Annotated in this window: 19 protein-coding genes; 4 read left to right on the forward strand and 15 right to left on the reverse strand. The window is 62.9% G+C overall.

Going from position 1 to position 22,875, the window contains the following annotated elements; all coding sequences use genetic code 11:
* Positions 1-78: 78 nt before the first annotated feature.
* The gene (locus tag AC5O5R_RS14105) at positions 79-1,020 is read left to right on the forward strand and encodes a LysR substrate-binding domain-containing protein (RefSeq protein ID WP_172229180.1); all 942 of its coding nucleotides are present in this window, start codon (positions 79-81) and stop codon (positions 1,018-1,020) included.
* A 25-nt stretch (positions 1,021-1,045) separates the two neighbouring features.
* On the opposite strand, the gene AC5O5R_RS14110 is transcribed toward AC5O5R_RS14105, so the two are convergent.
* The 11 genes from AC5O5R_RS14110 to AC5O5R_RS14160 form a co-directional block, all read right to left on the reverse strand.
* The gene (locus AC5O5R_RS14110; RefSeq protein ID WP_172229178.1) at positions 1,046-2,467 is read right to left on the reverse strand and encodes an undecaprenyl-phosphate glucose phosphotransferase; all 1,422 of its coding nucleotides are present in this window, start codon (positions 2,465-2,467) and stop codon (positions 1,046-1,048) included.
* A 176-nt stretch (positions 2,468-2,643) separates the two neighbouring features.
* Positions 2,644-3,402 (reverse strand): WecB/TagA/CpsF family glycosyltransferase, encoded by a 759-nt coding sequence (locus AC5O5R_RS14115; protein WP_172229169.1) that lies wholly within the window; start codon positions 3,400-3,402, stop codon positions 2,644-2,646.
* Positions 3,402-4,589: a glycosyltransferase family 2 protein gene (locus tag AC5O5R_RS14120; RefSeq protein WP_172229167.1), complete on the reverse strand. Its 1,188-nt coding sequence runs from the start codon at positions 4,587-4,589 to the stop codon at positions 3,402-3,404. Before AC5O5R_RS14120 ends, AC5O5R_RS14115 begins: the two co-directional genes overlap by 1 nt.
* Positions 4,586-5,788, reverse strand: coding sequence for a glycosyltransferase family 4 protein (locus AC5O5R_RS14125; protein ID WP_172229165.1), 1,203 nt, complete (start codon positions 5,786-5,788; stop codon positions 4,586-4,588). Before AC5O5R_RS14125 ends, AC5O5R_RS14120 begins: the two co-directional genes overlap by 4 nt.
* Before the next feature lie 49 nt (positions 5,789-5,837).
* Entirely contained in the window at positions 5,838-6,842 is a 1,005-nt protein-coding gene (locus tag AC5O5R_RS14130) for a VirK/YbjX family protein (protein WP_172229163.1), read from the reverse strand.
* Positions 6,843-6,851: 9 nt separating this feature from the next.
* Positions 6,852-7,829, reverse strand: a complete 978-nt coding sequence (locus AC5O5R_RS14135) for a glycosyltransferase family 2 protein (protein WP_172229161.1) — start codon at positions 7,827-7,829, stop codon at positions 6,852-6,854.
* A gap of 5 nt (positions 7,830-7,834) precedes the next feature.
* Positions 7,835-8,359 (reverse strand): serine O-acetyltransferase, encoded by a 525-nt coding sequence (locus AC5O5R_RS14140; RefSeq protein ID WP_172229159.1) that lies wholly within the window; start codon positions 8,357-8,359, stop codon positions 7,835-7,837.
* 8 nt (positions 8,360-8,367) lie between these two features.
* Positions 8,368-9,324 (reverse strand): glycosyltransferase family 2 protein, encoded by a 957-nt coding sequence (locus tag AC5O5R_RS14145; protein ID WP_172286228.1) that lies wholly within the window; start codon positions 9,322-9,324, stop codon positions 8,368-8,370.
* Positions 9,314-9,931 carry an acyltransferase gene (locus AC5O5R_RS14150; RefSeq protein ID WP_172232421.1) on the reverse strand — a complete coding sequence of 206 codons (618 nt, stop codon included), beginning with the start codon at positions 9,929-9,931 and terminating at the stop codon, positions 9,314-9,316. The genes AC5O5R_RS14145 and AC5O5R_RS14150 overlap by 11 nt, the downstream gene beginning before the upstream one ends.
* Positions 9,932-10,037: 106 nt before the next feature.
* Positions 10,038-11,504, reverse strand: coding sequence for an FAD-dependent oxidoreductase (locus AC5O5R_RS14155; RefSeq protein ID WP_172232424.1), 1,467 nt, complete (start codon positions 11,502-11,504; stop codon positions 10,038-10,040).
* Positions 11,505-11,740: 236 nt separating this feature from the next.
* Positions 11,741-13,117: an oligosaccharide flippase family protein gene (locus AC5O5R_RS14160; protein WP_172225046.1), complete on the reverse strand. Its 1,377-nt coding sequence runs from the start codon at positions 13,115-13,117 to the stop codon at positions 11,741-11,743.
* Between the two features lie 95 nt (positions 13,118-13,212).
* Here AC5O5R_RS14160 and AC5O5R_RS14165 point away from each other — a divergent pair, with 95 nt between their 5' ends.
* From AC5O5R_RS14165 to galE, 3 genes are all read left to right on the forward strand, one after another.
* Complete coding sequence (locus AC5O5R_RS14165) at positions 13,213-14,757, forward strand: O-antigen ligase family protein (RefSeq protein WP_172225049.1); 1,545 nt, start codon at positions 13,213-13,215, stop codon at positions 14,755-14,757.
* Complete coding sequence (locus AC5O5R_RS14170; RefSeq protein WP_172225052.1) at positions 14,744-17,344, forward strand: glycoside hydrolase 5 family protein; 2,601 nt, start codon at positions 14,744-14,746, stop codon at positions 17,342-17,344. The genes AC5O5R_RS14165 and AC5O5R_RS14170 overlap by 14 nt, the downstream gene beginning before the upstream one ends.
* A gap of 108 nt (positions 17,345-17,452) precedes the next feature.
* Complete coding sequence (gene galE / locus AC5O5R_RS14175; protein WP_172225055.1) at positions 17,453-18,427, forward strand: UDP-glucose 4-epimerase GalE; 975 nt, start codon at positions 17,453-17,455, stop codon at positions 18,425-18,427.
* A gap of 153 nt (positions 18,428-18,580) precedes the next feature.
* Here the strand turns inward: galE and AC5O5R_RS14180 are convergent, their stop codons facing one another.
* The 4 genes from AC5O5R_RS14180 to AC5O5R_RS14195 are packed head-to-tail and all read right to left on the reverse strand — an operon-like array spanning position 18,581 to position 22,678.
* A complete protein-coding gene (locus AC5O5R_RS14180) occupies positions 18,581-19,387 on the reverse strand; it encodes a CpsD/CapB family tyrosine-protein kinase (protein ID WP_172225058.1) in 807 nt (268 codons plus the stop codon).
* 11 nt (positions 19,388-19,398) lie between these two features.
* Positions 19,399-20,961, reverse strand: a complete 1,563-nt coding sequence (locus AC5O5R_RS14185; RefSeq protein WP_172225061.1) for a GumC family protein — start codon at positions 20,959-20,961, stop codon at positions 19,399-19,401.
* Positions 20,962-20,980: 19 nt separating this feature from the next.
* Positions 20,981-22,096 carry a hypothetical protein gene (locus AC5O5R_RS14190; RefSeq protein ID WP_172225064.1) on the reverse strand — a complete coding sequence of 372 codons (1,116 nt, stop codon included), beginning with the start codon at positions 22,094-22,096 and terminating at the stop codon, positions 20,981-20,983.
* 24 nt (positions 22,097-22,120) lie between these two features.
* Positions 22,121-22,678 (reverse strand): polysaccharide biosynthesis/export family protein, encoded by a 558-nt coding sequence (locus AC5O5R_RS14195; protein WP_172225067.1) that lies wholly within the window; start codon positions 22,676-22,678, stop codon positions 22,121-22,123.
* Between the last annotated feature and the right edge of the window lie 197 nt (positions 22,679-22,875).

The following is a 22,875-nucleotide window of genomic DNA, read 5'->3' on the forward strand; positions in this document are numbered from 1 at the left end:
GATTTTGCGTGATACTGACGCCCTGGGTAACGGATGACCAACGAAACTTTCTAAGCAAGCCTTTAGTGGTACTAAACGATGAAAGGACAACTCAACGGTCAGGTGTTCGTCTGGCTGCACGTGTTCGCCTGTGCAGCCCGGCATCTGTCCTTTACCCGCTGCGCCGAAGAGCTGCACATTACCCCGGGCGCGGTCAGCCAGCAGATGCGCCAGCTGGAAGAACGCCTGGGCTACCGGCTGTTCCTGCGCCGGGCGCGTGGGGTGGAGCTGAGCGCCGAGGGGCAGCGCCTGGCGCAGACGGTGGCCGAGGCCTACGGCAGCATCGAGGCCGAGCTGCTGCGCCTGGACGCGGGTGAAATCCGGGGCACCTTGCGCGTGCGCTCGATCCCGTCGTTCCTGGCCAAATGGCTCACGCCACGGCTGCCGCGCTTTCAGCAGCGCTACCCGGACATCGAGCTGCGGCTGGTGGCTGAAGACAGTGCGCAGGCGCTGAACCCTGGTGATTTCGACCTGGCCATCGACCTGAACGATGGCAGTTACCCAGGCATGCTTTCGACACCATTGCTGGATGAACAGATCTTTCCGGTGTGCTCACCCAGCCTGCTGCGCGGGCGGCCGCCCCTGCATGGGCCGGCCGACCTGGCGCACTACCCGCTGCTGCACGACATCACCGCCTGGCGCGGCAGCTCGGAATATGCGGAATGGGAGTTCTACCTCGAGGGCATCGGTGCCGCGGGCCTGGATGTGCGGCGTGGGCATACCTTCAACCGCAACCACCTCACCATCGAGGCCGCCATTGCCGGCATTGGTGTGGCGATTGCCCGACGCACGCTGCTTAACGATGAACTGGAACGCGGGGCGCTGATCGTGCCGTTCGGCGTGCCTATCGCCAACCACAAGCGTTACGTGGTGCATTACCCGCCAGGGGGGTTGAACCAGCCGGGGGCGCGGGCGGTGCATGACTGGCTGGTGGAGGAAGCCCGGGGATTCAGGGAGCTGCATCCGCTAAACAAGGAGTAGCGGCTCCCCAGAATGCTCGCGGATCCTAATACGCTTGCTTGCCGGTGAAGGCGTTCAATGTGCGCACCAGAATCACGAAATCCAGCCACAGCGACCAGTTGTTGATGTACTCGATGTCCGAGTCAACCCGCTGGATCATCTGCTCGATATCCCTGGTTTCGCCCCTGAAGCCACGCACCTGCGCCAGGCCGGTCATGCCAGGTTTGATGTTGTGGCGGGCGAAGTAATCGACGATGTCCTGCGAGTACAACGTGTCATGTTGCAAGGCATGCGGCCGGGGCCCGACCAGCGACATTTCCCCGGTCAGCACATTGAACAACTGTGGCAGCTCATCCAGGCTGGTGCGGCGAATGAAGGCACCGACCCGGGTCAGCCGCGGGTCATTCTTCTGCGCCTGCTTCACCACGCCCTGCTCCGGCTGGTGAACATGCATGCTCCTGAACTTCCAGATGCGGAACGATTCGCCGGTCCAGCCCGTGCGTTCCTGGCGGAAGAACACCGGGCCGCGGCTATCGATCTTGATGGCCAGGGCCACCGCCAGCAACACCGGTGACGCACACAGCAGGATCAGCACCGCCAGCACCCTGTCCTCAAGGTTTTTCAAGAACAGGCTCATGCCCGTCAACGGCGTTTCCGACAGCGTCAGCACCGGGATACCGGCGATTTCCCGCACGCTATGGTTGATAAGGCGCAACGAGAAGATATCCGGCACCCAGTTCACGGCAATGCACTTGTCGAGCAGCTTGAAGTACACGTCATTGATCACTTCGGAGCCACCCAATGGCGTGACCAGGTACACGGTACGGATAGCGTGCTTGGCCACCAGCTCGTCCAGATCGGCAACATGCCCCAGCACCGGCAGCCGCTGCTTGCCCTCGGTATTCTCGCGGCCCTGATCGTCAGCGTTGTCGATCAGCACGCAACCCAGCACCCGTTCGCCGAACCACGGGTTGTTGCTGATCTTCTGATACAAAAAGTTGGCCAGGTCACCGGCGCCAATGATCAGGGCATTGTCCAGGCGCGCATGCGCGGTAAAGCGCTTTTGCAACTCACGCACCGCAAAGTGCAGGAACAACTGGGCCACGTAACCAATGACGAACAGTTGCCCGACCAATAGCCGCGAATAGGTTTCGCTCTGCTTGGTCAGGAAGGCCATCACCACCAGGAAACAGAACGTTGCCGACCACGCTTTGAACAGCCGGAAGGCCTTGATGGAAAGCCCGACGTTGGTGCGGTAGATCGCATAATGGTCGTAAATGACCGCCAATGCACCAATCAGCAACAGCAGCATGATCACGTAATCGGAGGTGATGTAGCCGAACTGGTCGTAGATCAGGTACCAGGCAATGCCGGTCACGGCGATGCCATCGAGGCCCGCCTGGATGGCGTTGCTTACGCTGCTTCTTCTCTGGAGCAAGGAGCGACTGCTTCTGGGTTCGAAAACCATCTCAGACCTCATGAATTTGAGCGTAGCGAATGCCTTTCATCAAACAGCCAGTCTTGAAACAGCTTTTGCAAAGCCAGTGGAGCAGGATAGTGCCGCGCCCAAGCCATTGATATCACTGTAGCAGCCACCCGTTGCTGGCGAGCCGGGAATCACCCAGCACGCGCATTTTGGCCGATTTATACGGTGCGCCTGGCCGAATCCACGGCTCGGCGGTACAGCAGGGTGCGCAACAAGAACAATGGGTTGCCCACCACATAACGCATGAACAAGCGCCTGGGCTCGCGTACCAGCCGGTACAGCCACTCGCCACCCAAGCGCCGCAGCCAACCAGGAGCGCGGCTGACCTTGCCACCGAGAAAGTCCAGGATGGCTCCGCCGCACACGATCAGGCACGGGCCGCCGACGGCCGCCAACCGTGCGGCCACGGCTTCCTGCTTGGGCATCCCCATCCCCAGCACGATCAGTTCGGGACGTTGCTCGCGGGCCAGCTGCAGGTAGGTTTCGACGCTGGCAAAACCGTCGTGAACGGACACCGGCACTACGCCAAACAGGCTTTCACAGCGTTGTGCGGCCTGGTCCAGGAAGGGTTGTCGGGTGCCCCAGAACGCCACCCGGCGCCCACGGTAGGCCGCCATCAGCGTTGGAATGAAGTCGGTGCCATTCATGTTCAGCCCGGGCTCCAGCCCCAGGCGGCGGTATAGCATCGCCATGCCCGAGCCATCGCGCAGCAGCACATCGGCAGCCGACAGTGCCTGGCAATAGGCGCCATCACGCACCACCAGGTTCATCGCATGGGCGTTGACGAAGCCCAGCACCGTGGCCGTTTCGGGGGTCGCCAGGCGGTCCAGCAGGTGCTGCGCCGAGGCGCCGTCTGCCACCACTTCCAGCTGGCAGATAATGCGCTTCCAGCGTTCCTGCCACAGCCACTGAGCCATCAGTCGTCATCCCTTTTTGAACGCACCCACTCGACCTGGCGCCTGATCAGGAAACTCAGGTACAAGGGAATTTTCCTTGCGGCGTAGAACGGGGCATACAGCAGTACCGAAAACGGGATCAGCTCGCGACAGAAGCGCGCCCAGGCCAGCACCACCGCCAAGCCCAGCAATGCCAGTGCACCCAGGGCGAGCCACGCCGGTGTGGCCAGGCCAAACAGCAGGTACGCCAGCCAGGTCAGCAGGTTGAGCCCCAGTAACGTCAGCACCAGCAACGCCAGCGGCGGCACCAGCAAGTCCAGGGTCATCGCCGCCAGGCTGCCGTTGCGCTGCCTGAAGGCGGCCGCCGCGCGTTTAGGGGCGTCTGCCAGCATCAGGCCCAGATGGCCATGCTCCCAGCGGGTGCGCTGGCTGGTGAGGCCTTGCTGGCTGAGCGGGAACTGGCTGGTGACCAGGGCCTCCGGGCAGAACAGTGGCGGCTTGCCCTGCTGACAGAGGTCCAGGCCCAGCTTCACATCCTCGACCAGGTGACCATTGGCCAGGTTGATCAAGGCCAGGTCGTCCCAACCGAAGGCCATGCCTGCGCCCATTAGCTGGCACGGCAGCCCCAAACGCGACCAGCCGCGTGGGCGTACCAGGTTCTTGACCCGCCAGGCGAACTCGGCCACCTGCACTTTCAACCCGGCACCGGCGGGGGCGCGCATCAGGTACAGCGACTGTACCGGCCGACCGGCCTCGCGGTAACGCCGCGCCAGGCAGTCGATGGCCCCTGCCGCGACCAGGCAATCGGCGTCGACCACGATCACCACCTCAGGCGGCTGCTCGGCCAGGTGCCGCACGCCGAAATCCAGGGCGTAGCCTTTGCCGCGCAGCAACGCATCGTGGCGCTCCACCACTTCGGCGCCGGCTTCGCGGGCCAGCTGCGCGGTGTCGTCAGTGCAGTTGTCGGCCACCACCAGCAAGCGGTCGCCTTCGCGCAATTGCGGAACAACGCTCGCCAGCGTGGCACGAATGATCGAAGCCTCGTCATGGGCGGGCACCAACACCGCTAGCCGCGGACGATCGCCGCTACCCAGCGGCCGCACCCGCACCGGCAGGCACGCCATCAGCACCTGCACCAGCAACACCAACACCGGCACCAGGACGATGACCGTCAGCAGGCCCAGCAACCAACCCAATACACTTATCATGCGAATGCCTTGAAGTAGCCGGCCAGCCTGGCCGCCTCGGTGTCGATATCGTGCCGTTGCAACACGCGCTGGTAGGCCGCCTCGCCCATCCGCTGGAGGGCCTCGGCGGGCTGCGCCAGGCAGTCGGCCATGGCGGTGGTCAGCTCGTCCACGGCTCCGGCCGGGAACAGCCAGCCGTTTTCGCCCGGCCGCACCAGTTCGGGGATGCCCGCTACATAGGTGGTCAGCACTGGCCGGCGCAGGGCCATGGCTTCCATGATCACCACCGGCAGGCCCTCGGCGAAACTGGGCAACACCAGCGCGCGGGCGGCGAGGATTTCTTCGCGCACCTGGGCACTGCTGATCCAGCCGGTGATGCGCACGTGTTGCTGCAGGCCATGCCGGGCAATCAAGGCCTCGATCTCCCCGCGCATCTCGCCGTCACCGGCCAGTACCAGCTCGAAAGCGATCGACTCGGCGGCCAGCCTGCGCGCCGCCTCCAGCAGCAGCAGCTGGCCTTTCTGTTCGCACAGGCGCCCTACGCACACCAGCCGCGGCGCCGTGGGCACGGCAACCGGTGGCACCTCATGAAAACCACGCTCCAGGCCGCAATGCACCACCTTGACCTTGGCCCAGTGCTCGTGCGCCACCCAGCGGAACAGCTGACTGCGCCCGTAAGAGCTCACCGCCGCCACAAAAGCCGCACGCCGCACCTTCTCGCCCATATGCAGAAACTGCGGCTTGTCGAACTCTTCCGGCCCGTGCACGGTAAAGCTGTACGCCGGCCCGCCCAGCGCGTTGGCCAGCATCACGACTTCGGTGGAGTTGGTGCCGAAATGGGCGTGCACGTGTTTCGCCTCCCCTGCCTGCAGCCATTGCACTACCTGGCAAGCCTCGGCCAGGTAGACCATGTGGTAAGGCCAGCTGCGGTCGGCTCGCAGGCCCAGGCGCATGGCCAGCCGCAGCGCCCGGAAAAACCGTCCAGGCTGTGCCCGCAGCACCTGCCACGTCGGCGCCAGCAGCCCCTTGAGCCCGCCTTGCAATACATAGCGGGTCTTGTCCCGTTCGCTCACGTCCTCGGCGTCCTGCACCTCGGCGTCCCACCCGCGCAGGGCGATGCGCTGCACCTCTACCCCCTGGCGCTCCAGCGCCAGGATCTCGCGACGGATGAAACTGTGGCTGACTTTCGGGTACTGATTGATGAAGTAAGCAATGCGCATACGAATCCACATCCAAACCCGCTTGATGACCTACCGCCTCAGGCAACCTTCACTTCAGGCTGTCGACTACAGGTGGTCGATCCACTGCTGATGCACTCACGACAAATGCATCCCCCTGTTTTCCTTGTAGTCCAAGGTTGCTACCGCTGCTTGGCAATGCTGCCTGCAAGCGGTTGAAAAGATCGTCGAGCAACGCCTGGCGGCGGCGATACATCGCCCGTTTCTTCGCCGGAATGTCCGCTTCTGCCCGCTGCGCGGGTGCCAGCGGGATGGCGAAGAAGTCCTCGCGATTCGACGCTGTGGCGGCGTTTTCCTGCCAGATCACGTCGTAGTTGGCCGCCAGGTCCTGGCCTTTGTCGTTGCCAAAATACGGGTGGCGGTGATGCCGGCAGGCATCGCTGACCGCATACAGCTGCGTCACGCCCAACGTCCTGGCCAGGCACTTCAAGGCTTCGAGCAGCAGGCTGCGCGGGCGCAGGCCCTCGAAGTCCTTGGTCAGGTCGCGGTAGATGGCCAGCGAGGTTTCGCTGTCGATGCCTTTGTGAATGCCCTGCACGGCACCGATGAACAGGCACAGCTCACCCTGGCTACGGCACAGGGTGAATGCCAGGGAGGCCACGCGCAGGTCGCCCTGGAACAGGTTCAGCACCAGCTCGCCTTCGCGCTTGAACCAGATCGGCCGGTCAAGCACCAGGCGGCAGCCTGGCGAATGCGCCGCCAGATCGCACAGCGTCAGGCTTTCGTCGCGCCCCAGCAGCAACAGTGCCGGAAACTGCCCGGCCAGCACTTCAAAGTGCGACGCCACCACCTCCAGGCGCTCGGGCGCCTCCCAGCGCTGGCTGATGTAGGGCCATTGCACCACGCCGATGCAGTCCACGCCCAGCCGCTGCAGACCTTGCCGTCCCAGGGCCACCGTCATGCGCCGGCTGAACGCCTCAAGCTCAGGCCATTGCCTGGCAATCTGCAGCGTCAGCTTGTACTTGTTGTTCAACGCCCGCAACGAGTAGCCCGGTTGCAAGGTGAACACGCTTTTCACGAGGGTGCCGAGCATCATGGGTTTCTCTCACTTGTACTCGATCAACGCCGATTTGCCGGCCGCAAAGCGGTGGCGCAAGAATTTCAGCTGGCCGAGCATTTCCGGGAACTTGCCCAACACCAGAAACACCGCCTGCAGCCAGTTCTCGCGCGCCGACTTGCCACCACGGCGGGCCAGGCGTACTGCCTGCAGCGGGTAGATCAACAGCAACAGCAGGCCCCAGCTGCCCAGCAGCAGGCAGGCCAGGACGATGGCCAGCGGTATGCCCAGGCCCCACAACCAGGCCCGGCGTGACTCGCGCAGCCAGTGCCGCTCTGGCGGCCGGCCATGCAGGTAAGCCCCCTCGGCATAGGCATGTCCAGCGCGCAGGCTGCGCCGCCACCACTGGCTGAAACGGGTCATGGCGGCGTCGTGCAGGGTCATTTCGGCGGCCAGGCGCCAGACCTTCCAGCCTTTGGCCCGCAAGCGCACGCACAGTTCTGGCTCTTCGCCGGCGATCAGGTCGGGGCGAAAACCGCCGACCGCGGCAAATGCGTCCGCGCGCATCAGTGCATCGCCGCCGCAGGCCTTGGCCTCACCGATGGGGGTGTCCCACTCCAGGTCGCACAGCAGGTTGTACACCGAGCGCTGCGGGAAGCGCTCACGCCGGCGGCCACACACCACCGCCACGTCGGGGTGGTCATGCAGAAACGCCTGCGCCGTGGCCAGCCAGCCTGCATCCACCTCGCAATCGCCATCGACGAACTGCACCAGCTGTATCCAAGGCGATAGCTGCCGCAAGGCGACGAAGCCTTCGTTGCGTGCGCGCGCAGCGGTGAACGGGCGGCGCATGTCCAGCGCCATTACCTCCACCCCCAGGCTGCGCGCCAGCGGCAGCGAGCCGTCGGTGGAGCCCGAGTCGACATACATGACCTGGTCCGCACCCTGCGCCAGCGAACCCAGGCAGCGCGCCAGGCGCTGGCCTTCGTTGCGGCCGATAACCACCACCCCGATCCCTGTCGCCATGAGTGTCACTCCACCGCTGCCGTGGCGGCCGGTTGCCGCGCCTTGATGGTGGCCGGCACCCCCACTGCAAGCGAGTTGTCCGGCACATCCACCAGCACCACGGCATTGGCGCCGATGATCACGTTGTTGCCGATGCGGATGCTGCCCAGCACCTTGGCTCCGGTACCGATATCGACATTGTTGCCGAATACCGGGGCAATCGGTTCGTCGACATTTTTCAAACCCACCACCACGCCGTTGCGGATGCGGCAGTCATCGCCAAAGCGGGCATAGCCACTGACGACGATGCCGCCAAAATGGTCGATGACAAAGTTGCGCCCGATCTCTACCTCGCAGGGCAGCTCGATACCGGTGATGATCTGCACGAACTTGAACAGCACCTTGTAGATGAACGAGCACAGCTTGCGCAGCAGTGCCGGGCGAACGCGGTAGCGCCAGCGGCCGAAGCGATATACCAGCAGTACCCAGAAACCCTGGGCGCCCCAGTCGCCGCCATGGGCGCGCAAATCGGCACGGATATTCTCGAACATGGCTCTACCTACCTTGTCGGTTGGCTGGCGTAGCGGGTCTTGAGCAGCAGTGACCAGGTCGCCCGGCAATGCCGCCAGCAGGCCTGGATCGCGCCCCATCCGCGTCGTTTCAACAGCGCCTTGAGTGCCAGCACCAGGTCCCCCAGGGTGACGAGCAGCATGTGCAGGGCCAGGCCCGCCACGCCATGATGCTTGCGGAAGTACAGCAACTCGCTTTCGATCTGGTATGACGAAATCTGCCGGCTGGCCGCCTCCAGCTCGGCCACCGACTTGGAGCTTTCACCGCCGATGTGCACCACCGTGGTATGCGGGTAGAACACCACCTTCCAGCCCGCCTCCTTGACCCGCTTGCAATGGTCGACCTCCTCGTAATAAAGGAAGTAGCGCGGGTCGAACAGGCCGACCTGGTCGAGCACTTCGCGGCGCACCAGGTAGAAACAGCCAGGCAGCCAGTCGCATTCGCGCACCGAGGCATGGTCCCAGTTCATTTCGTCGACCATTTTCAAGCCGGGGAAAAAGCGCCCCAGCCCGGTTCGCCCGACAAACACGTTGAGGGGGGTCGGGAAGTAGCGGCAGCTGGGCTGCAAGTCGCCATCGCGGCCCTCCAGGCGCACGCCCAGCACGCCACACTCCGGGTGGGCATCCATGTAGTCGACGGTTTTCTGCAGGGAGTCGGCGGCGACGAATGCATCGGTGTTCAGCAGCAAGGCGTACTTGCCTTGCAAGTGCGCCAGCAGCTGGTTGTTGGCGCGGCCAAAACCGATGTTCTGCTTGTTGCTCAGCAACAGCGCTTGCGGGCACACCTCGGCCAGGCGCTGCACCGAGTCGTCGGCCGAGGCGTTGTCCACCACCAGGTAGCTGGCCAGCCGTTCGCTGTCGGCCTGGCGCAGCGCATCGAACATGGGCTGCAACAACCCGGCGGTGTTGAAGTTGACCACCATCACATCCACAGGCTTAGCCATTATTGCTGTCCCCGAAGAAATACTGGCGCCGTTGCTCCCTGAGCATCGGTTCTACCTCCGGGTCGTAAGCACCCTTGCGTTGCTTGACGATGTCGATCCACGGGTAGGCTTCGCAGCGTGCCTCCACCCGCTGGATCAACGCCTCGGTGGTGCAGATGAAGGTGGCCGGATTGCCGCCATAGACGGTCCCGGGCGGCACGTCCTTGGTCACCACCGCGCCAGCCGCCACGATCGATTCCGGCCCGATGGTCACGCGGGGCATGACGATGGCACCGTGGCCGATGAAGCAGTTGTCCTTGATGTCGATGAAACCGACCGAGTCCAGGTGCTTGCCGAAGCGGTGTTCGATCAGCAATACCACGCCGTCATGACCGATCAAGGTGCAGTCGGACAACCCCACGCTGTTACCGATGCGTACCAGCGACGGGTCGGTGATGTTGCACCCCTGGTTGACAAAGAAGTTGCTGCCCACCGAGTGGAAACCGCCCCAGCGGGCCAGGTAGGCGCCCCACTCCAGGCCTGTTGGGTTGAAGAACCTCTTGTAGAACGAGGTTCCCCGCCCGGTTGCGTGGACATAACGCGTCACGGCACTACGTATCCATCCCTTCATACTGCCTGGCCTCGCAATCATTGCAATCTGGACTGTCCCTGAGGCGCTTCGGGTCTCGTTCTTCTAGGTACTGACCGCCGCGCACTCAACCCATGTACAACATGCTTCACGCTGCGGCGCCGCTGGCCGCTCTCATCTTGGCATCGAGGTGGTCGGCCAGCCGCACGGCAAACTGCAACAACGGCATGGTCGGGTTGGAGGCGCCGCCCTTGGCAAAGATACTGCTGCCGGCGACGTACAGGTTTTCGGTACCGAACACCTTGCAGTTGGCATCGACAACGCCGTACTGCGGCGAGGCGGCCATGCGCGTGGTGCCCATGTGGTGGGCATGTGGCGCCATTTTCAGTGGTATCGAGGTGTCATAGACGAAGTCGTTGAGCTTGACGAAGCCCAGGTCCATTTCGGCAAACTGCTGGGCCAGTTCGCTGCCGATGCATTTGATGGTATGCCGGTCATCAGCGCTCAGGGCCCAATTGACATTGACCTTGGCCACACCCAGCGCGTCCTTCTCGTCCAGCAGCGAAATGCGGCTTTGCAAGTTGGGAAACTGCTCGATCATGGTGCTGATCACGCCGTCACCGGGGCAGCTGAACTTGGCGACGAACTCGACCTTGCTGGAAATACCCATGTCGCAGGCCAGGTTCTCCAGAAAATGCTTGACCTCGGCCGTGCGCCCATAGGTTTGCACGTCGGCCAGCAATACGGCCGTGACATTGCCTTTACCGGCCTTGTACTCGTCGACGAAGGCATCGGTGGTGTAGTACTGGCGGGGCTCCGGGTCCTGCCCTGACTTGAGGATGAAAGTGCCCAGCTCGATGTTCAGGTGTTCCATGAAACACCCACCGACCAGCCCCTCCTTGCTCACCACGCCTGCCGCCAGCAGTGACTGGCTGTTCAGCAACTGCCGGGCATTCTCGATGGCGCCGGTGGCCAGGATGAAGTTGCTTGCCACCAGGCGCTGACGGTTGTGCTGGTAGTCGGACAACACCACCGCAGCCAGGCGGCCGGAAGCCGTGTCGAACTCCAGGTCGACACAGTTGCAGTTGATGAACACGTCCAGGCCCTTGGTCTGTTCAAGGGCCGTGGCGTATTTCTGCGCGAAACGCGTAGGCGGGCTGAGCAGGAAGCGATCAGGCTCGAAATCGCCGCCGTTGAGCCCGGTATTCATTGCATGGAATTCCGCCCCGCTGGGCAGGTCGACGATCTCCATGGCCGCTGGCAGGTAGCCTTCAATCTCCGAATAGGGGATCGGCCAGCCAGGCAGCTCGCCAGGCGGGGCGAGGGTGAAGTCGGAGGGGGTGAATGGCCGGCAACGGCCGGCCCAGTGGTTGGAGGTGCCCCCCAGGTAACGCAGGCGGGTTTCCTCGGCATACAGTTCCAGGCCCGTGGATTCACAGGCATACAAGCCTTGCGACTGCAGCGCGTGCTCGCGCCCCCCGCCTTCGGCGAGCAGCACGCTCCAGCCAGCGGCGGCCAGGCGCAGGCCCAGCGTGATGCCGGCAGGCCCGGCACCGACAATGCAGAAATCGTAGCTGTCGCGCAGCGTCTTTTGCTGCTGATAGTCATTGATCATGCTTGCGCGTTCCGGAAGTAACGGGACGGCAGGACCCAGCCGTTGATCACAACAAAACCGGGCTTTTCAGCGGATTTGCCAACGACCGCCGACGAAGCGCCAAACACCGCGCCCCCCACGCCCAGCAATACACAACTCTGAAGAAAGCCCCGACGACCCAACTGCGCAGTACAAAACGTAAGCTTCCCCATGATCGCGTGACCTGTACCGTTGAAAGTTTTACCCTGCAAGCTGCGTCACAGCCAGTTGAAGAAGGCTGTCAGCAGCGCCCCGCACAGCGCCCCGACCGGTAGCATAGGCAGCACCACCAGCTCACGTTTGAGGCTGAATATATCCAGTTTGCAATTCACATACACGACCAGCACCAGCGTCGGCACGGTATGCAGGGCAACCCCCCAGATCGCCCACTCCACACCGCCAAGCGCCAGCAGCAGCGGTAGCAGCCCCCACAGTGAGACCAGGCGGATGATGTTGTCCATGGCCTGGTACTTGGTCAGGCCCAAGGCAATCCATACCTGATGTGCCAATGTATAGCGCAATGTGAGGAACGAGAGTGAAAGAATTGCTAGCATAGGGCCAGCTTCCTGGTAGCGCTCGTCGTACATCCAGCCGATCAGCAACGGGCTGGCGGTCAAAAAACCGCCACAGATGAACAACACCAGCAGGTCGACCAGCAGGCGGAAGCGGTGATACAGCGCCTTCAGGCGTGCCTTGTCATCGGCCCGCGCCGCTTCGCTGAACGCGGGCAGTGCCACAGCGCCGACCACTTTCATCAGCGCGGTCTGCACCGCGCCCAGAATCAGCACGGCAATCGAATACACGCCCAGTTGCGCCGCCGACATACTGGCGCCAAACAGGATCCGGTCGCCGTACATGGCCAGCACACCCACCATCGACGACAGCAGGATCCAGCGGCCGAACACGATCAGCTCGGTCAGCGCCGTGCGGTCCCAGCGCAAGTGGTTGCCGGGGCCTTCCAGGGCGGTATGCCCCAGTACGGTCCAGGCCACGGCCGATACCAGGCCGGCGATAACGAGCGCCCAGATCGAGTGGGTCAGCAAGCCCATTACCAGCATCACCACCAGACCGGCGACCTGCGAGGCCAGGTCCACCAGCACCACGCGCTTCTGTTGGAAAGTTCTGACAGCGACATCTATCTTGGTGGACTGGAAACCCCAGATGAGCGCCGACAGCCCGGTCACTGCCAGCACCATCGGCAGCACCGGCGCGGCATAGGTGGAGTCGGCCGGCCACAGCTCGGCCACCTGGGCCAGCCACGCGCCAAAGGCCAGCAGCAGGGTCAGGCCAAACAACAGGAAGCCGCGGATGATCTGCACGGTCCAGGCGGTATTGAGGAAGTCCGGGTCATCACCCCGGTGGCTCTGGATGATGTTCTGCCGCAGCCCGACGTCCGACAGCAGGTGAAGGAGTACCGAAACCGTGGTGGCAATAACCATTACCCCGAACATTTCCGGTAGCAGCAAGCGCGCCATGATCAGGTTACCGCCCAGGCGCATCACCTGCGACGCGACCTGCGAGAGCAGGTTCCAGGACCCGGCTCGCAGAGCCCGGTCGCGCAGGCTCGCGGCAGCTGTCACATCAATCGACGGCATGACTTCAATCTCTGACTGATTGGCTAAAAGTCACTATAGTTTCAATTAGCCACGATGCTAGCCGTTGCCCACCGAGGGAAAGGTGTACATAGCCGATGCCTGAACATTTTCGTGCGTTGATCGTCATTCTGTTTCTGGCAAGCGTGGTGTTCGTGCTGTCGCGCCGCCCTGCCACCGACCTGATCCCGCTGGGCGACTACAAGCGCCGGCGCAACCTGTGGTTCCTGCTGACTGTGCTGGCCTTCGTGTCGCACAGCTTCTGGCTGTACCTGGCCGCCGGCGGCGTGATCCTGTTCATCGCCGGGCGCCGTGAACATAACCCCATGGCGCTGTTCTACATGTTGCTGTTCCTGATTCCGCCGGCATCGGTGCAAGTGCCCGGGTTTGGCGTGGTCAATTACCTGGTCGACCTCAACCACATTCGCCTGCTGACCCTGTGCGTGCTGCTGCCGGCGGCACTGGCCTTGCGCCAGCAAGGCGACACCCTGCGCTTCGGTCGTACCTGGCCCGACAGATTGCTGGCCGCCGGGCTGGTGCTGATGAGCGTGCTGTACCTGCGCGAGACTACCCTGACCGACACCTTGCGCCAGGCGCTGTACCTGTACGTCGACGTGTTCCTGCCGTATTACGTCGCCAGCCGGGGCCTGCGCCAGGTCAGCGACTTCAAGGACACCCTGCTGGCGTTCGTCCTGGCGTCCTTCGTGCTGGCCCTGATCGCCGTGGCCGAGTACGTGCGTCACTGGTTGCTGTACAGCGCCCTGGTCGACGCCATGGGCGTGCCATGGAGCATGTCCGGTTACCTGAGCCGGGGCGGCTCGCTGCGCGCCAGTGCCACCACCGGGCAAGCCATTGCGCTGGGCTATGTGATGAGCGTGGCGATTGGCTTGTTCCTGTTCGTGCAGGGCTATGTGCAACGGCCGCTGCATCGCGCCATGGGCGCCCTGCTGCTGGCCGCCGGCCTGTTCGCGCCGCTGTCGCGCGGCCCCTGGATCGGCGCGGTGGTGATCGTGGTGGTGTTCATCGCCCTTGGCAAAGGGGCGGTCAGGCGCCTGGCGCTGCTGGGTGCAGCCGGCATGCTGGCCCTGCCCCTGCTGACCGTGGTGCCAGGCGGTGAAAAGGTGCTGGACCTGCTGCCCTACATCGGCAACATCGAAAAAGAGAACATCACCTACCGCGAGCGCTTGATGGACAACTCCTGGATCGTCATCCAGCGCAACCCGTTGTTCGGCTCGTTCGATTTCCGTAACACCCCGGAAATGCAATCGATGATCCAGGGCGAAGGCATCATCGACATCGTCAACACCTACATCAACCTGGCACTGCGCGTCGGGCTGGTCGGGCTAAGCCTGTTCGTGGCGTTTTTCGCCGTGGTGCTGTTCGGCATCCGCAAGGCCATGCTCAGCTTTGCCGACAAGGACGATGAGCGACGACAGCTTGGCCGGGTGCTGTTGGCAACGCTCATCGGCATTCTGATGATCATCTTCACCGTCAGCAGCATCACCTTCATCCCGGTCGTGTACTGGTCGATCGCCGGGCTGGGCGTGGCCTATATCCAGATGGTGCGCAGGCTGCACAGCAGCCAGGCCATCGAACTGGCCGACCCCGGCCTCAACCCAGGTAATCTCCATGACCGTGCTTGATCTACGTCACCTGCTGCGCTTGTCGGCGTTGGCCGGCCTGGCCCTGTTGCCTTTGGAAGGCTGGGCGTCGGCCTGGCAGGTCAGTGTCGATGAGCAGAATGGCCTGCCCACGGTGACCCGTGGTGGTGGGCCGGTGATGCAGGCCAAGTTCGACTTCTGGGCCGCCAACTGGAGCTGGACCGGCTTCTACACGACATTCAAGGTCAATGGCCCCTACCACTACACACTGCAGGGCAAGAACAAGGAGCTGGACTTCGACCTGGCAGCCGACATCCGCAAGGAGCAGCCGCAAACCCTGAGCTGGGCCTTCGACCTCGACGCCCACAGCCGTCAGAGCGGGGTGATTGGCGGCGGCACGGTGTTCCAGTTCGACCCGGCGCAGATCGCCGCAGGCATGGGCGCCCCGCAGCTGCTGCCGGGTAATCGTGGCTGGTCATGGGGCCAGGTTGACCAGGGCCGACGCATCGAAATGCGCTTCGACCCGCCACTGGCCAAGGTGTATTTCGAACGCGGCAACCCTTCCGAGTTGCGCGCTTTTTTGTACGACAACCCGATCAACGCCGGGCGCAAGCAGATCAAAGCGGTGCTGAACGTGACCGGCGACATCGACCTGGGGCCGACCCCCACCGAACGCTTTGGTCTGGCCGACCCCGCCAGCTGGCCCGATGACCAGCTGGACTGGCGCACCTCGCCGGTGGATCTGTCGTTCCTCAATGCGGCAGAAAAGCCCGCCGGCAAACGCGGCTTCGTCAAGGCGGTCGGTGAACAGCTGATGTTCGACGACAACACATCAGTGCGCTTCTGGGGCACCAACATGTCCGCCTACGCGCTGTTCAAAAGCCCCGACGAAGAAATCCGCCAACAGGCCAGGCGCCTGTCGGCACTGGGCTTCAACCTGGTGCGCCTGCACCACCACGATTCGCCGTGGGTCAGCCCCAACGTGTTTGGCGACGGTACGCTGGTGCGTGATACCCAGCAGCTCAGCGCCGAGTCGCTCCGCAAGCTCGACCTGTGGATCAAGGCACTCAAGGATGAGGGCATCTACATCTGGCTGGACATGCACGTGCAGCGTGCGTTTACCGCCGACGACAATATTGAAGACTTCAATGAGCTGCCCGAGAAGGAAGGTCGCGTCGACCTGAAGGGTTACGCCTACGTGAACGACAGTATCCAGAACGCGATGAAACGGTTCGCCGAGCAGTACCTGACCCATGTGAATGAATACACCGGCCTGGCTTACAAGGACGACCCGGCCATCGCCGCCGTGCTGATCACCAACGAGAACGACATCACCCAACACTACGGCAACGCCCTGATGCCGAACAAGGATGTACCGCAGCACAGCAAACGCTACATGAAAGCGGCCGAAGCCTTCGCCAGGCAGTACGACCTGCCCGTCGACCAGACCTGGCGGGCCTGGGAGCATGGCCCGTCGAAGCTGTTCCTCAATGAACTGGAGCAGCGCTTCAACACCGACATGATCGCGCACTTGCGCGGCCTTGGGGTCAAGGTGCCGATCGCCACCACCAGCACCTGGGGCGGCAATGGGCTGAGCGCACTGCCTGCCCTGACGGTGGGCGATGTGATCGACGCCCACAGCTACGGTGCCATTGGCCAGCTGGAGAAAAACCCGCTGACCAGCGACGGCATGATCGACTGGATCGCTGCCGCCCAGGTGGTCGGCAAGCCACTGACCGTGACCGAGTGGAACGCCGAGCCATTCCCGCTGCCTGATCGCCACTCACTGCCGCTGTACGTGGCCGGCACTGCCAGCCACCAGGGCTGGGACGCGATGATGCAGTACGCCTACAGCCAGCAAGGCTTCAACCCAGGTTGGCGCACCGCAGACAACTGGCACGCGTACAACGATCCGGCCATGCTCGCCACCCTGCCCGCTGCCGCCCTGCTTTATCGGCGCGGCGACGTGAAGCCGGCAACCACCCACTACGTGTTCGCGCCCACGCCTGCCACCCTGTACGACCAGGAAATCACCCCGCGCAATTCGCCACTGTTGCGCACCGCCATGGAGAAAGGCCGGCTGCAGATTGCCTTGCCGCAGACCCCACAACTGCCCTGGCTGAAGCCCGCCGCCCTCCCCGCTGACGCGCAGGTGCTGCACGACCCGCAGCAATCGCTGCTGGCCGCCGATGCCAGCGAGTCGGTGACCGACACCGGCGAACTGAAGCGCAACTGGCAACAAGGCATCTACACCATCGACACACCGCTGACCCAGGCCGCCAGCGGCTGGCTGGGTGGCCGCTCGATCAGCCTGGGCGCGCTTGAGGTGCAAACGCAGACACCCTACGCCAGCGTGGTGCTGCAAAGCCTGGACGGCAAACCCCTGGGCCAGTCGCGCGAGTTGCTGCTGTCACTCGGCACCCGTGCCATGCCCAAGGCCGATGACAAGACACCGTTCAACGTAGAACCGCTGCAAGGCAGCCTGACAATCAAGGCGCCTGCAGGCCTGAAACTGTTCGCCCGCGATGCACAGGCGCAACTGAAGGCCCTGCCGGCAGCCTACAAGGATGGGCATTACACCGTCACTTTCGATGGCAACTACATGTCCAACTGGCTGTTCTTGAAATAGAGCATATGGCCATCTACGCTCAGGTCACCGGTAGCTGATCATCCCACCTGCACGTTTCAGGGACGGTTCACTGCGTCTGTACAACACAGCAGAACACAGGAGGTGCGGATGAAGTTTCTGGTAGTGGGTGGCGCGGGCTACATTGGCTCGCACATGGTCAAGCACCTGCTGGGCAGCGGCCATGAGGTGGTGGTGGCGGACCTGGTATCACCCGGCCCGGGCATCCAGTGGGCCAAACTCGACATTGCCGACGAACCCGCACTGGATGTGCTGTTTGGCGTCTGCCGCTTCGACGCCGTGTTTCACTTTGCCTCGTTCATCCAGGTGGGCGAGTCGGTGAGCGCGCCAGGCAAGTACTACCAGAACAACGTGGCGGCCACCCTCTCTCTGTTGCAGGCCATGGTCAATGCCGGCATCAGGCATCTGGTGTTTTCTTCGAGTGCCGCCGTTTACGGCAACCCGCAGTATGTCCCCATCGACGAAGCGCACGCCAAGGGGCCGATCAACCCTTACGGGCTGAGCAAATGGATGGTCGAGCAGATCCTCGAGGACTTCGACCGGGCCTATGGCCTGAAGTCGGTTTGCCTGCGCTACTTCAATGCAGCGGGTGCCGACCCGGAAGGCCAGCTCGGGGAGCGTCACGATCCGGAGACCCACCTGATCCCGCTTATACTGCAGGCCGCATCAGGCCGCCGCGAGGCGGTGACGGTGTTCGGCCGCGACTACGACACCGCAGATGGCACCTGCATACGCGACTACGTGCATGTGGCTGACCTTGCCGCGGCGCATGCGCTGGCGGTGGATTACCTGCTGGCGGGCGGTGAACGGGCCGCGTTCAACCTGGGCAATGGCCTGGGGTTCTCGGTGCAGCAGGTGATCGATACCGCCCGGTCGGTGACTGGCCGGCAGATCAATACCCTCGACGCGCCGCGTCGCGCCGGCGACCCGCCGCGGTTGGTGGCAGATGCGAGCAAGGCAATCGATGTGCTGGGTTGGCGGCCGGAGTTTGCATCACTGGAGGAAATTGTGCGCCATGCCTGGGAGTGGGAATTGCAGTATCCGTGGAGCAAGTGCCAGGGCTGACATTTTGGGGGCGCTTTGCGCAATGCCAGTCAGTAAGCAATTGGGGCCGCTATGCGGCCCATCGCCGGCAAGCCAGGCTCCCACAAGTACGGCGCATGGCTTGAATTCGATGCGGTCTGGGTGGGAGCTGGCTTGCCGGCGATGGAGGAAGCCTCAGTAATAGGTGCGCGGCTGCTCGTCGGCCTTGTTCAACACCGTACCGACCAGGTTCACCGTGGCCAGGTGATGCAGGCAGTCCTCGATTTCCTTCTTGTTGTTCATGCCGTTGGCGACCACCAGCAATACACAATCGAACTTGGGTATCACGGTGATCGCATCGTCCGAGCTGAGCAACGGTGGCAAATCGAAAATGCAGATGCGCGACTCGTAACGGTTGCGCAAGTCGCCGATCAGGTTGTGCACTTTCGGCGAGGACAGCATCTCGGTCGACAACGGCACCGGCACCCGCGTCGGCAGCACCACAAAACGCGGCAGGGTCGGGTTGACCAGGCAATCCTGCAAGTCAGCCTTGTCGCTCAGAAACTCGTTCAGTGCCTGCTCCATCGGCAGGCCCAGCGTGCTGCCAACCTTGGGCCGACGCAGGTCGAAGTCCACCAGCAATGCGGTCCTGGTGGTGTAGTGGGCGATGCTCATGGCCAGGTTGATTGCCAGCACCGTCTTGCCCGCCTCAGGGGTTGGCGAGGTGATGCCCAAGGTACGCCAACCGTTCTCCTCCATGATCCTGAGCACCTGCGTGCGCAGCAGGTCGATCGGCCCGTTCATGTTGGAGTTCTTGTTATAGGCGACGATGCGGTTGCGCTCCAGGTGGTCTGCGCGCAGCGACACCACCTTGGTGTTCACGTAGTCGAACTGGCCAGGCACCTCGGCCAGGGCCGTGCCGGGGGGGGCTGAGACAACCTGGGGAGTGCCCGGGGTAACCTGGTGAATCGTGTTGCCTACAACCGGCTTGATCCTGTCCATCACTGCTTTCCCTATGCAAACCGAGACATGGCCTTGAACAACAGCACATCCAGTGGCATGTAGAACATGTGTACCAGCACTATCATGATAGCCGCCAGCGCCAGTGCCGCCAGAATCAGCCAGTTGCGCCAGCGCTTGCGCCTGGCCACGTCGGCGCGGGTATCGATGTAGGGCAGCGCTACCAGCACCCGCTTGCCCAGCAGGCTTTCCAGGGCCCCGACGCCGCGCACGCGCTGGTTGAGCATCTCCAGCAGCATCACCAGTGCGCCGCCACCGGCCGGTGCCAGCACCAGGCCCAGTGCGGCGATCTTCTTGCGGTTCGGCTTGATCGGTTTCTCGGGCATCAGCGGTGGCTCCAGCAGTACAAAGCGTTCAGCCTTGTTCTCCTGTTCCAGGCTTTCGGTAATCTTCGCGCCCATTTCCTTGGCGCGGATTTCTTCGTACTTCTTGCGGGCGTTGTCATGGTCACGCATCAAGGTCACCAGGCCACGCTCGACTTGCGGCGCCTCGAGGATCTCGGCCTCGTAGCCTTCCATCTTGCGGGTCAATTCGCGCTTCTGCTCGGCCAGCGAACTGATCCGCTCCTGGGCAGCGCTCATCTTGGCACGTACCCGGGCGACGTCGAGGCTGACCGTGGAGGCCACTGCAGTGCGGCCACCGGTGGCCTGAAATGCATCGATCTTGCGCTTGACCGCGACCACGTCCGGGTGGGCGTCCTTGTAGCGGCTCAGCAGCCGCGCGTATTCGGCCTTCAGGCTGGGCAGGTCCTGCGGCTGGTCGGCACTGGCAGGCTTGCTGCCTTCGGTGGCCTTGGTGCCTAGCCCGGCGTTGGCGGCAGACAGTTCCAGCTCCAGGTAACGCAGTTCTTCCTGGGCCGCCTTGTAGTCACGGTCGACCTCGCGGAACTCCAGCTCCGAGCGCGACAGCATGTTCATGCGCAGGGTCTGGTGCTCCGGCAAGGCGTTGGCATGGGCCTGCTTGAAATCGGCCAGCTGGTTTTCCAGGCTGGCCAGTTCGGCGCCCAGCTTGTTCGCCTCCTGGGTAAGGAATTCGGTGGTTTCGTTGGCCCGTTCGGTGCGCTGCTTGAGGTTTTCGTTAAGGAAAAGTGTCACCAGCTCGTCGGCGACTTCCTTGGCCACTTGCGCCTGCTTGTGCTCGAAGGACACATTGAAGGCAACGGTCGCTTCGCCGCGCCCGCGCACAAAGGTGGTGAGGGTTTCGACCACGATGGCATTGCGCATCTGGTCGATCTTGTCGCTTTCGCTGAGGCGCTTGTCGGCGAACAGGCTGTACTTGTCGATGATGCGCAGCAGGTTTTCGCGGGTCATCACCCGCTGGCGAATCACCTCGATGCGCTCATCGGCAAAACTGGTGGTGTTGGTCGACACCAGCTCGGGCGAAATCTGCTGTGATTCCACCAGGATGGTGCCGGTCGACTGGTAGATCGGCGGCACCATCAACGCGACCGCCACGGTCGCGGCAAGAATGACTACGGCACTCACCCCTAACACCAGGGCCCTGTCCTTGATAATGGCGATGTAATCTCTGATCGAGAGTTCGTAGTCAGACTTCATGGGGCCACCTGCCTGAAGTTCAGATGTCGGGATACCTGTACGTCAACGTCAGACCAACGATCGTCGCGGTTGCATCGGCTTCGTGGTCCTGCTGCCGTTCCTTGTACATCAGCGACAGGCGCAGGTCCCAGTACGGCGAAAACTGGCGGCTGGCCCATACGCTGTACGTCTGTAGCGTGTTGGGCGACTGCCCCTTGCTGTCTTGCCAGGCGGCGTCCGCGCCCACCCGGGTCAGCTCGCCCACCGCGTAACTCCACACACCGCGTACCTGGTCCAGCTCGGCGAAGCCGCCTTCGGCGCTGGCCACCGTGCTGCGCTCAGCCGTGAAGCTGGCATCGGAGCGCACACCGGTGTACAGCAGCGAAACCCCGCCCTCCCCGCGCCGCCCGCCGTCGTCACCCGACACTTCATTGACGCCAACGTGGGCATCGGCACTCAAGCCTGCAGCCAGCTGGTACTTGATGCCAACTGCGGGCGTGTAGCTGTTGGAGGCCGTCGCGGTCAGGTCCTGCTCGGGCTCGTAGCGCCGGGCGCCAAAGCGGGCATACACATCGGCGCGCTCGCTCCAGGCATAGGTCCAGGTGAATACGTTTGCCAGTTCTTCGTAGCCCGTCAGGGTACTGATGTCGTAACGGGCACGGTTGTAGGTGGTTTCGTTGCTCAGGGTGCTGCGCTCAGTGACTGCCTGGCTCCAGTTGCCGGTCAGCGTGTACAGCTTCTGCGTACCGTCGGTGGTGATCACCCCCGTGTCCAGCACCGTCCCCGACAGCGTCGAGCTCTCGTTGTAACGCGCCAGCAGGCCGAAACGCCCGCGTTCGGTGGTGCGTTGCCAGCCCAGGCTGATGTCGGGGTCTTCACGGTCATCGACGATATCCGTGTCGGATGAGCGCAATACATGCATGCCCAGCCCCAACCTCAATTCGTCACGGTCGAAGGTGCCGATCAGGGTGTAATCGGGCGCGATGATCGTGCGCGTTACACCTTTCTCCCCCGACGACAGCAACAACGGGTTGCTGTCGTATTCAACGGATGTCGGTACCACCACCGTAGACTGCCAATTTGCCGCCAGGACCGCGTCCGTGAACGGCAATACCAGGATTGCCGTCGCAATGCGAGTTGTTCTTAGAAGAGGCATTAAGTGTTCTTATTAAAGGCAAGATCAAGGAACGACCAGCGTATCGCCAGCCTGAAGTTGGATGTTGGTGGACATGTCCCGCCCAGACACCAGGTCCTTATATCGCACGGGCAGGATCTTTTGGGAAGTGCCAGTGCCGCGGACCACCTTGATATCGCTTTCGTCAGCAAACTTGTCCAGGCCGCCCGACATGCTCAGGGCCTGCAGCACGGCGGTCGGGCCTGCCATTTGTACCGGTCCGGGCTTGATCACTTTGCCTTGGACATACACCAGGTTGCCGGCAATGCTCTTGACGACAACGCTGACATTCGGGTCGGGGAGGAATTTTTCGAGTTTGCTGGCAACTTGTTTTTCAACTGCGGTCACATCCAGCCCGGCGACATTGATGCGCCCGGCCAGTGGGAAGGTGATGCTGCCATCGGGAAGTACGGTGGCTTCTTGACGCAGGCTGTCTTCCTGCCATACCGAAACCATCACCACATCGCCAGGGCTGAGCAGGTAGGTAGCACCGGACTGATCGGCATTGGTCACACCAGACCACGCCGCCAGCATGCAGAACGCGGCAAACATTGAACGCATCATGAGGGTCCCTCCGGCCAAATGGCCCGACAAAGAGCACTGAATGAGAACAACACACCAACTCTCGCTCCGCTTCGCGACGGACTGCTGCCGCGATGGCCTGGACCTTTCTGCAGGCCCTTACCTTGACGCTGCGCAGCTACCCTGCGCTGCCTGCAACCGTGGACGTTCACAGGCTACAGGGAATATAGCAACGGTTG

It is taken from the genome of Pseudomonas sp. 8_5_2 (assembly GCF_059295255.1).

Excerpts from the sequence above, each read along its gene's own strand:
- AC5O5R_RS14105 (WP_172229180.1), top strand. The coding sequence starts at position 79 with ATGAAAGGACAACTCAACGGTCAGGTGTTCGTCTGGCTGCACGTGTTC.
- AC5O5R_RS14110 (WP_172229178.1), bottom strand. The coding sequence starts at position 2,467 with ATGGTTTTCGAACCCAGAAGCAGTCGCTCCTTGCTCCAGAGAAGAAGC.
- AC5O5R_RS14115 (WP_172229169.1), bottom strand. The coding sequence starts at position 3,402 with ATGGCTCAGTGGCTGTGGCAGGAACGCTGGAAGCGCATTATCTGCCAG.
- AC5O5R_RS14120 (WP_172229167.1), bottom strand. The coding sequence starts at position 4,589 with ATGATAAGTGTATTGGGTTGGTTGCTGGGCCTGCTGACGGTCATCGTC.
- AC5O5R_RS14125 (WP_172229165.1), bottom strand. The coding sequence starts at position 5,788 with ATGCGCATTGCTTACTTCATCAATCAGTACCCGAAAGTCAGCCACAGT.
- AC5O5R_RS14130 (WP_172229163.1), bottom strand. The coding sequence starts at position 6,842 with ATGATGCTCGGCACCCTCGTGAAAAGCGTGTTCACCTTGCAACCGGGC.
- AC5O5R_RS14135 (WP_172229161.1), bottom strand. The coding sequence starts at position 7,829 with ATGGCGACAGGGATCGGGGTGGTGGTTATCGGCCGCAACGAAGGCCAG.
- AC5O5R_RS14140 (WP_172229159.1), bottom strand. The coding sequence starts at position 8,359 with ATGTTCGAGAATATCCGTGCCGATTTGCGCGCCCATGGCGGCGACTGG.
- AC5O5R_RS14150 (WP_172232421.1), bottom strand. The coding sequence starts at position 9,931 with ATGAAGGGATGGATACGTAGTGCCGTGACGCGTTATGTCCACGCAACC.
- AC5O5R_RS14155 (WP_172232424.1), bottom strand. The coding sequence starts at position 11,504 with ATGATCAATGACTATCAGCAGCAAAAGACGCTGCGCGACAGCTACGAT.
- AC5O5R_RS14160 (WP_172225046.1), bottom strand. The coding sequence starts at position 13,117 with ATGCCGTCGATTGATGTGACAGCTGCCGCGAGCCTGCGCGACCGGGCT.
- AC5O5R_RS14165 (WP_172225049.1), top strand. The coding sequence starts at position 13,213 with ATGCCTGAACATTTTCGTGCGTTGATCGTCATTCTGTTTCTGGCAAGC.
- AC5O5R_RS14170 (WP_172225052.1), top strand. The coding sequence starts at position 14,744 with ATGACCGTGCTTGATCTACGTCACCTGCTGCGCTTGTCGGCGTTGGCC.
- galE (WP_172225055.1), top strand. The coding sequence starts at position 17,453 with ATGAAGTTTCTGGTAGTGGGTGGCGCGGGCTACATTGGCTCGCACATG.
- AC5O5R_RS14180 (WP_172225058.1), bottom strand. The coding sequence starts at position 19,387 with ATGGACAGGATCAAGCCGGTTGTAGGCAACACGATTCACCAGGTTACC.
- AC5O5R_RS14185 (WP_172225061.1), bottom strand. The coding sequence starts at position 20,961 with ATGAAGTCTGACTACGAACTCTCGATCAGAGATTACATCGCCATTATC.
- AC5O5R_RS14190 (WP_172225064.1), bottom strand. The coding sequence starts at position 22,096 with ATGCCTCTTCTAAGAACAACTCGCATTGCGACGGCAATCCTGGTATTG.
- AC5O5R_RS14195 (WP_172225067.1), bottom strand. The coding sequence starts at position 22,678 with ATGATGCGTTCAATGTTTGCCGCGTTCTGCATGCTGGCGGCGTGGTCT.